5 protein-coding genes are annotated in these 7,621 nt (G+C 72.2%); 3 read left to right on the top strand and 2 right to left on the bottom strand.

The window, feature by feature from the left end; genetic code table 11:
- Positions 1 to 64: 64 nt before the first annotated feature.
- Positions 65 to 1,498, bottom strand: a complete 1,434-nt coding sequence (locus ACFWEJ_RS24940; RefSeq protein ID WP_377231871.1) for an aspartate aminotransferase family protein — start codon at positions 1,496 to 1,498, stop codon at positions 65 to 67.
- Between the two features lie 59 nt (positions 1,499 to 1,557).
- On the bottom strand, positions 1,558 to 3,864 hold the full coding sequence (locus ACFWEJ_RS24945; protein ID WP_377231872.1) for a hypothetical protein: 2,307 nt from the start codon (positions 3,862 to 3,864) through the stop codon (positions 1,558 to 1,560).
- A 138-nt stretch (positions 3,865 to 4,002) separates the two neighbouring features.
- Here ACFWEJ_RS24945 and ACFWEJ_RS24950 point away from each other — a divergent pair, with 138 nt between their 5' ends.
- The 3 genes from ACFWEJ_RS24950 (at position 4,003) to ACFWEJ_RS24960 (ending at position 7,563) form a co-directional block, all read left to right on the top strand.
- Positions 4,003 to 5,325 (top strand): M50 family metallopeptidase, encoded by a 1,323-nt coding sequence (locus tag ACFWEJ_RS24950; protein WP_377231873.1) that lies wholly within the window; start codon positions 4,003 to 4,005, stop codon positions 5,323 to 5,325.
- Positions 5,326 to 5,397: 72 nt separating this feature from the next.
- On the top strand, positions 5,398 to 6,540 hold the full coding sequence (gene ispG / locus ACFWEJ_RS24955) for a flavodoxin-dependent (E)-4-hydroxy-3-methylbut-2-enyl-diphosphate synthase (protein WP_377231875.1): 1,143 nt from the start codon (positions 5,398 to 5,400) through the stop codon (positions 6,538 to 6,540).
- A gap of 60 nt (positions 6,541 to 6,600) precedes the next feature.
- The gene (locus tag ACFWEJ_RS24960) at positions 6,601 to 7,563 is read left to right on the top strand and encodes a GNAT family N-acetyltransferase (protein ID WP_377231874.1); all 963 of its coding nucleotides are present in this window, start codon (positions 6,601 to 6,603) and stop codon (positions 7,561 to 7,563) included.
- Positions 7,564 to 7,621 lie beyond the last annotated feature (58 nt).

Below are 7,621 nucleotides of genomic sequence, written 5' to 3' on the forward strand. Positions count from 1 at the left end.
CGGGTAGAAGCGCACCATCACGAGCGCGCCGACCCCTGCAGCACCGGGCGGCGCCGCTCCCGCGTCACAGCCGCGTCCACGCCTCGCTCAGCACGCCCCGCAGGATCTGCTCGATCTCGTCGAACTCCGCCTGCCCGATCGTCAGCGGCGGCGCGAGCTGCACCACCGGGTCGCCCCGGTCGTCGGCGCGGCAGTACAGCCCCGCCTCGAACAGCGCCGGTGTGAGGAACCCGCGCAGCAGGCGCTCGGCCTCGTCGCCGGAGAAGGTCTCCCGCGTGGCCTTGTCCCGGACGAGCTCGATCCCGTAGAAGTACCCGGCGCCGCGCACGTCGCCCACGATGGGCAGGTCGTGCAGCCGCTCCAGGGTGGCCCGGAAGGCGGGCGCGTTCTCCTTGACCCGCCCGGTCAGGTCCTCCTCGTCGAAGAGGTCGAGGTTCGCCATCGCGACGGCCGCCGACACCGGGTGCCCGCCGAACGTGTACCCGTGCGCGAAGGTCGTCGACCCGTGGGCGAACGGCTCGAACACCCGGTCGGAGACGAGGCACGCGCCGATCGGGGAGTAGCCCGACGCCATGCCCTTGGCGCACGTGAGCATGTCCGGCACGTAGCCGAAGTCGTCGCACGCGAAGATGGACCCGATCCGGCCGAACGCGCAGATCACCTCGTCGGAGACGAGCAGCACGTCGTGCCGGTCGCAGATCTCGCGCACCCGCTCGAAGTACCCGGGCGGGGGCGGGAAGCAGCCGCCGGCGTTCTGCACGGGCTCCAGGAAGACGGCCGCCACCGAGTCGGGCCCCTCCGCCTCGATGAGCGCCTCGATCTGGTCGGCGGCCCACCGGCCGAACGCCTTCGGGTCGTCGCGCAGGTCCTCGGACGCCCGGTAGATGTTGGTGTTCGGCACCTTGAACGCGCCCGGGACCAGGGGCTCGAACGGCTCCTTGAGGCCCGGCAGGCCCGTCACGGACAGTGCTCCGTGCGTGGTGCCGTGGTACGCGATGGTCCGCGAGATCACCTTGTACTTGCCCGGCCTGCCCTGGAGCTTCCAGTACTGCTTGGCCAGCTTGAACGCCGTCTCCACGGCCTCGGAGCCGCCGGTGGTGAAGAACACGCGGTTCAGGTCGCCCGGCGCGAGGTCGGCCAGCCGCTCGGCCAGGTCGATGGCCGGCGGGTGCGCGAACGACCACAGCGGGAAGAAGGCCAGCTCGCCCGCCTGCCGGGCCGCCGCCTCGGCGAGCACCCTGCGGCCGTGCCCGGCCTGGACCACGAACAGTCCCGAGAGCCCGTCGATGTACCGGCGTCCGCCGGCGTCCCAGACGTGATGGCCCTCGCCGCGCACCAGCGTGGGCACCCCGGCGTCCCAGGCGGACTGCCGCGTGAAGTGCCCCCAGAGGTGGCGCCGGGCGGCGTCGTCCCGTGGCGTACCGCGCGGCGTGAGGTTGGCGCCGCCGGGCGCGTCCCCGGGCGCGTCCCCGGGCGCGGACACAGAGCTTCCGGTCATCGTCGTCCCCCGTCGTCGTGCGGCGTCGCGGCTGACCCGACCAGGCTAAGCCGGGCTGCTCACCGGCGGCTCGTCCAGTTGAACACCGCCCACCCCGTCACCAGCGCCCCCACGGTGACCAGCGCGGTGGCCGTGACCGCCTGGATCGGGCCGATCAGCGACGCGTCCAGCGCCACCTGGACCGTGCCGATCAGGGCGTACACACCGGCGAACACGGTGATCGCCGAGAGCGTGCCGTCCATCAGCCGACGCCGGGAGCGCTCGCGCCTGACCTCGGCCGCGCGCTCGCGGTCGCCGTGCAGCCGTTCGAGCGCCGCGAGCCGGGCCGCGATGGGCTCCTGCAGCAGCTCGCGCAGCCGCTCGGTGACGACGGCGGCCTGCTGCTCGAACCGCGACGCGTGCAGGAGCTGGTTGAGCATCCGCGACTCCAGCGCGGAGGCGAGGAACGTGGGGGAGGTGATGGTGGTCAGGGTCGTGCGGACCTCCGAGGCGAACTCGTGCAGCCGCAGCTGCTCGCGCGTGAGCCGTTCCTTGCGGTCGGCGAGGTCGGCGCCGTTGTTCACGTCGTGGTCGGCGAGCATGGTCGCGACGATGCGCAGGTGGTCGGCCAGGGTGGCGTTCCACGCGCTGAACAGCCCGTTGAGGCTGGCCACGAACTCGGCGAGCGAGCCGTACTGGGAGATCTTGAAGTGTGCCGTGCCGACCAGCGCGACGGTGGTCGAGTTGGTGGCCACGGCCACGACGTCGCCCAGGTGCCGCACCCCCTCCAGGAGCACGGGGTTGCGCTGGCGCAGGGTCCAGTCGCACAGCGTGGCCGTGCCGTAGGACACGGGCTGCAGCAGCACCTGCGAGCCGAACGCGGCCAGCATCTCGTCGCCCATGTTGACCGGCGTCCGGCGTTCCGGCGGCGCGGCCGGGCCGCGGCCCCTGCTCGCCTCGTAGACCGTCGTGACCACGTGGGCCCGCCCCTGGGCGATCTCGGTGCCCTTGCGGACCAGGTCCGCCGTCGCCCGCTGGAGCAGGTCGGCCAGGTCGAAGAGGCGTTCCGGCGGCAGGGCGCCGCCGGGGTCGACGTCGACGGGCGAGCCGTCCAGCGCGATCCACCGCACCCGGATGTCGGCGTGCAGGTTGGACAGGCGGAACCGGGCGTCGCGGACCTGCTGCGGCGACTGGTCGCGCGACGAGTACCGGAACCGCACGTAGTGGTTGCCGAACTCGGTGAACCGCACGTCGCAGGACAGCTCCGCGATGAACGTCCCGTCCGGCTGCTCCAGGCGCACGTTCGGCATCGACAGGGACGCCCCGCCGTAGGGGCGGGCGGCCCGGTCGACGCTCGCCCAGACGTCGTCCATCTTGAGGCGGCCGCGCACGGCGAAGGCCTGGACGCCGAGCAGCTCCGGGTGCTCGTCCCGGTGCGCGAGGCGGCGGATGGCGGTGACCGCCGCGGCCGGCCGCACGTCCCGCAGCCCGAACGGGTAGATGTAGACGGTCCGCAGCCGGTCGAGCGTGAGCCAGGTCGAGTCGAGGTTCCGGTACAGCTCGGTCAGGTGCATCCGGTAGGAGCGCAGCTCGCTGGCCAGGATGTAGTTGAGGTGCCGGTCGGTCTCGGCGGCACGCAGGCCGTCCAGCGCGGGGCCCAGCCGGGCGGGTTCCCCGGCCATGGCCTCGGACGCCGCCCGCGCGGCCTTGGCCAGGGCGCGGAAGTACCGGACGCGGGTCACGGCCTGGGGCACCAGGGCGCGGCGGAACGGCGAGGTCAGGTCGGGGATCGCCCGCGCGGCCTGCAGCAGCTCCCCGCACCGTTCACCGGCCCGCCCCGCGGCGTCGGCCACGCGGAGCAGGTCGCCCGCGCTGCGCGCGGCCGCCGTGTGCATCTGGGTGATCAGCGTGCGCAGCAGCACGGCGACGGCGTCGCCCTCGGCCCGGCAGACGTCGTCCGGCGCATCGTCGCGGCAGGTCTCCCAGGTCTCGACGAAGGCCCGCAGCGGCACGATGATGCGGCCGTGCCGGAAGGTGTACTGCAGGGCGTCGCTCGCCTGCGACCACAGGTACACGCCGAGCAGCGCGGCGGCCCGCGGCCGGGCGACGACGGCGCGCAGCGCTGCGGCGGTCTCCGGGCCGCGCGGGTCGCCGGGCACGGGATGACGGCGGTTGGGCGCGTCGCCGTCGTCGCCCATGTTCCAGCGCGAGGCCGCCCAGATCGCGCTGACGTCCACGTCGATCTCGCGCAGCTGCCGCGCCACCCGGGAGTCGCCGTCGGCCGCGGACCAGGCCTCGGTCTGGAACATCGAGGTCAGGCTCTCCCCGAGGGAGGACGGGCCGTGCGCGTGCAGCTCCCGGAACCCAGGGACGGACGAAACCGACATGCCCACAGGTTAATGATCAGTAACCAATGTTTCAACGAATCACCATGTGGGCGACATGGAGTGAACGTCGGGTGGCCGTCGCGGGGGGAGCCGTGTGCTCCCTGCCGGGCTGTCAGTAACGTGTCGTAGTCTCGGTCCGTGAGCATCGTTCCGCACATCATCGGTGTGCTCGTCCTGCTGGTGGGCGTCCTGGTCTCGGTCGGTCTGCACGAGCTGGGGCACATGATCCCGGCCAAGAAGTTCGGCGTGCGCGTGAGCCAGTACATGGTGGGTTTCGGACCCACCCTGTGGTCGCGCACCAAGGGCGAGACGGAGTACGGCATCAAGGCGATCCCGCTCGGCGGGTTCGTGCGCCTCGTCGGCATGATGCCGCCCGCCCCCGCCGGCACCAAGCGGGGCAAGGGCTTCTGGAACGAGCTCGTCGCCGACGCGCGCGACGCGTCCGTCGCGGAGGTGCGGCCCGGCGAGGAGCACCGCGCCTTCTACAACCTCTCGACGCCCAAGAAGCTCGTCGTCATGTTCGGCGGGCCCTTCATGAACCTCGTGATCGCCACGTTCCTCATGGCGATCATCCTGATCGGCTACGGCCTGCCCGCCGTCTCCACGACGGTCGCGCAGCTCTCCGAGTGCGTCCCCGCCTCCGCGACGTCCACCGCCACGGGCGACGACTGCGAGGGGCAGCCCGCCGCCCCCGCCGCCGCGGCCGGGCTCCAGCCCGGCGACGAGGTCGTCTCCTTCGGCGGCACCGAGGTGACCGGCTGGCAGCAGCTGGTCGGCCTCATCAACGACTCCGCGGGGCAGGAGTCCGACGTCGTCGTGCTGCGCGACGGCGAACGCGTCACGCTCGAGGTCACCCCCGCCCCCACCGAGCGCCCGGTCGTGGACGAGCAGGGCGTCGCGGTCGTCGGCGCCGACGGCGAGCCGGTCGTCGAGCCCGGCGGTTTCGTGGGCTTCTCCCCGCTGCAGGTCCGCGAGCGTCAGCCCCTGTCCCGCGTGCTGCCCGAGGTGGGCAACATGACCTGGCAGACGGCGACCATGGTGGCGACCCTGCCGGTCCGCGTGGCCGACGCCGCCACCCAGGCGTTCACCGACGAGGAGCGCTCGCAGGACTCGGTCCAGTCGATGGTGGGCGTGGCCCGGATCAGCGGCGAGATCATGGCGCTGGACGAGGCGATCCTCGACCGCGTGATGATCTACCTGAGCCTGCTCGCGAGCCTCAACATCGCGCTGTTCGTCTTCAACCTCATCCCGCTGCTGCCGCTCGACGGCGGGCACCTGGTCAACGCCCTCTACGAGGGCGGCAAGCGCACGGTCGCCCGGGTGCGCGGGGCGGCCGTCCTGCCCGGCCCGGCCGACGTCGCGCGCATGACTCCCGTGGCATACGTGGTCTTCCTGATCCTCCTCGGGGTGGGCGGCGTCCTCGTCGTGGCCGACCTGGTGGATCCCGTGCGGATCACGTGATGCCAGACACCAAGTGCGTTTTGCACCTTCTGAAGCGTGGATACTGATCCTGTGACCGCAATCAGCCTCGGCATGCCAGCAGCACCCCCGCCGGTCCTCGCCCCTCGCCGCAAGACCCGCAAGATCAAGGTCGGCAAGGTAGAGGTGGGCGGTGACGCTCCCATCAGCGTGCAGTCCATGACCACCACGCCCACCACCGACATCAACGCGACCCTCCAGCAGATCGCGGAGCTGACGACGGCCGGCTGCGACATCGTGCGCGTCGCCGTCCCGACCTCCGACGACGCCGAGGCGCTGCCGATCATCGCGAAGAAGTCCCAGATCCCCGTGATCGCGGACATCCACTTCCAGCCGAAGTACGTCTTCCAGGCGATCGACGCCGGCTGTGCCGCCGTCCGCGTCAACCCGGGCAACATCCGCAAGTTCGACGACCAGGTCAAGCAGATCGCGCAGGCCGCGAAGGACGCCGGCATCTCGATCCGCATCGGCGTCAACGCGGGCTCGCTCGACAAGCGCATCCTGGAGAAGTACGGGAAGGCCACCCCGGAGGCCCTCGTGGAGTCCGCCGTGTGGGAGGCCAGCCTCTTCGAGGAGCACGACTTCCACGACTTCAAGATCTCGGTCAAGCACAACGACCCCGTCGTGATGGTGCGCGCCTACGAGCTGCTCTCCGAGCGGGGCGACTGGCCGCTGCACCTCGGCGTCACCGAGGCCGGCCCTGCGTTTCAGGGCACCATCAAGTCGGCCACCGCGTTCGGCGCCCTGCTCAGCAAGGGCATCGGCGACACGATCCGCGTCTCCCTCTCGGCCCCGCCGGTCGAGGAGGTCAAGGTCGGCAACCAGATCCTGCAGGCCCTGAACCTGCGCCCCCGCAAGCTCGAGATCGTGTCGTGCCCGTCCTGCGGCCGCGCCCAGGTGGACGTGTACACGCTCGCCGAGAAGGTCACGGCAGGCCTGGAGGGCATGACCGTCCCGCTGCGCGTCGCCGTCATGGGCTGCGTCGTCAACGGCCCGGGCGAGGCCCGCGAGGCCGACCTCGGCGTGGCGTCGGGCAACGGCAAGGGCCAGATCTTCGTCAAGGGCGAGGTCATCAAGACCGTTCCCGAGGCGATGATTGTCGAGACCCTCATCGAAGAGGCGATGCGGATCGCGGACGAGATGCCCACGCCGGAGAATGAGGCACAGGCCGGTTCGCCGGTCGTCTCGGTCGGCTGAGCCGGAGCAGGACCTCGGACTCGGGCGATACTGAAGGGTCGGACTCGAACGGAGCAAGGCATGGCTCGGTGGCGCACCCCGGTTCCGGCCGGGGCGCGCCCTGACGGGCCGTTCGAACCGGGCGAACAGGACATTCGCGCGCAGCTTGACCGCGGCGAGGTCCTCGCCCGGGCCCTGACCCGCGCGGACCTGGCGGCGGCGCTGGCGGTCTGTGCCGTCGACCCCGTCGCCTCGGTGCTTGCCACCGCGCGCCTGGAGATCGCGGCGCGGTCCGGGTTCGGTGCCGCCGCGGGCCAGGCGTGGGGGTTCCCCGCCGTCGGTCCGCTCGAGGCGGTGTGCTGGTCCGGCGCCAACCTGGTGCCCGTGGTCCCGATCACCGACCCAGCCCGGCGCACCGAGGCGATCGCCGCCTTCACGGCGGTCGCCCGCGTGTACGGACGCCGGTCGTCGTCGATCGTGGGGGAGCAGCGGGCCGCGCTCGCGCTCTGGGAGCGGCTGGCCCCGCACTGGCCGCCGGCGCGGGACATCCGCGCCGACCAGCCGTCGATGGCCATCGGGAGTGCGCCCTCGGTGCCGCCCGAGCCCACGGTCCGCCGCTCGGTCCTGGCCGAGCTGGACCTCGTGCTGCCCGCCTGCGTGCGCATGTTCACCGAGGAGGTCGGCTACTCGCCGATCGCCTCCGGCGGCTCCGCCTACGCGGAGCGCGTGAAGTCGCTCATCGCGGAGGGGCGGTCGTTCGTCCGCCTTGTGCCCGACGGCGCCGGGCGGCCCGCCGTGGGCTTCAAGGCCGAGCTCGGCGCGGTGGCCGGCGGGGTGGCCCAGGTGCAGGGCGTCTGGGTGGAGCCGGCGTTCCGCGGCCGCGGCTGGTCGGAGTCGGGCATGGCCGCGGTGGTCGACGCGACCCGCGCCTCGGTCGCGCCGGTCGTCTCGCTCTACGTGAACGCCTACAACGAGCGGGCCATTGCGGCCTACCGGCGGGTCGGCTTCGAGCAGGTGGGCACCTTCGCGACGGTCCTGTTCTGACCGCTTCCTTTCGAGGCCCGGGTTTCTTCGCTTTCGGGCGGCTCAAAGCGAAGAAACC

The sequence above is a fragment of the Promicromonospora sp. NPDC060204 genome (assembly GCF_042728455.1).
Classification (GTDB): domain Bacteria; phylum Actinomycetota; class Actinomycetes; order Actinomycetales; family Cellulomonadaceae; genus Promicromonospora.

Bases quoted from the DNA above. Each gene is read 5' to 3' on its own strand.
- ACFWEJ_RS24940 (WP_377231871.1), bottom strand. From the start codon at position 1,498: ATGACCGGAAGCTCTGTGTCCGCGCCCGGGGACGCGCCCGGGGACGCG.
- ACFWEJ_RS24945 (WP_377231872.1), bottom strand. From the start codon at position 3,864: ATGTCGGTTTCGTCCGTCCCTGGGTTCCGGGAGCTGCACGCGCACGGC.
- ispG (WP_377231875.1), top strand. From the start codon at position 5,398: ATGCCAGCAGCACCCCCGCCGGTCCTCGCCCCTCGCCGCAAGACCCGC.
- ACFWEJ_RS24960 (WP_377231874.1), top strand. From the start codon at position 6,601: ATGGCTCGGTGGCGCACCCCGGTTCCGGCCGGGGCGCGCCCTGACGGG.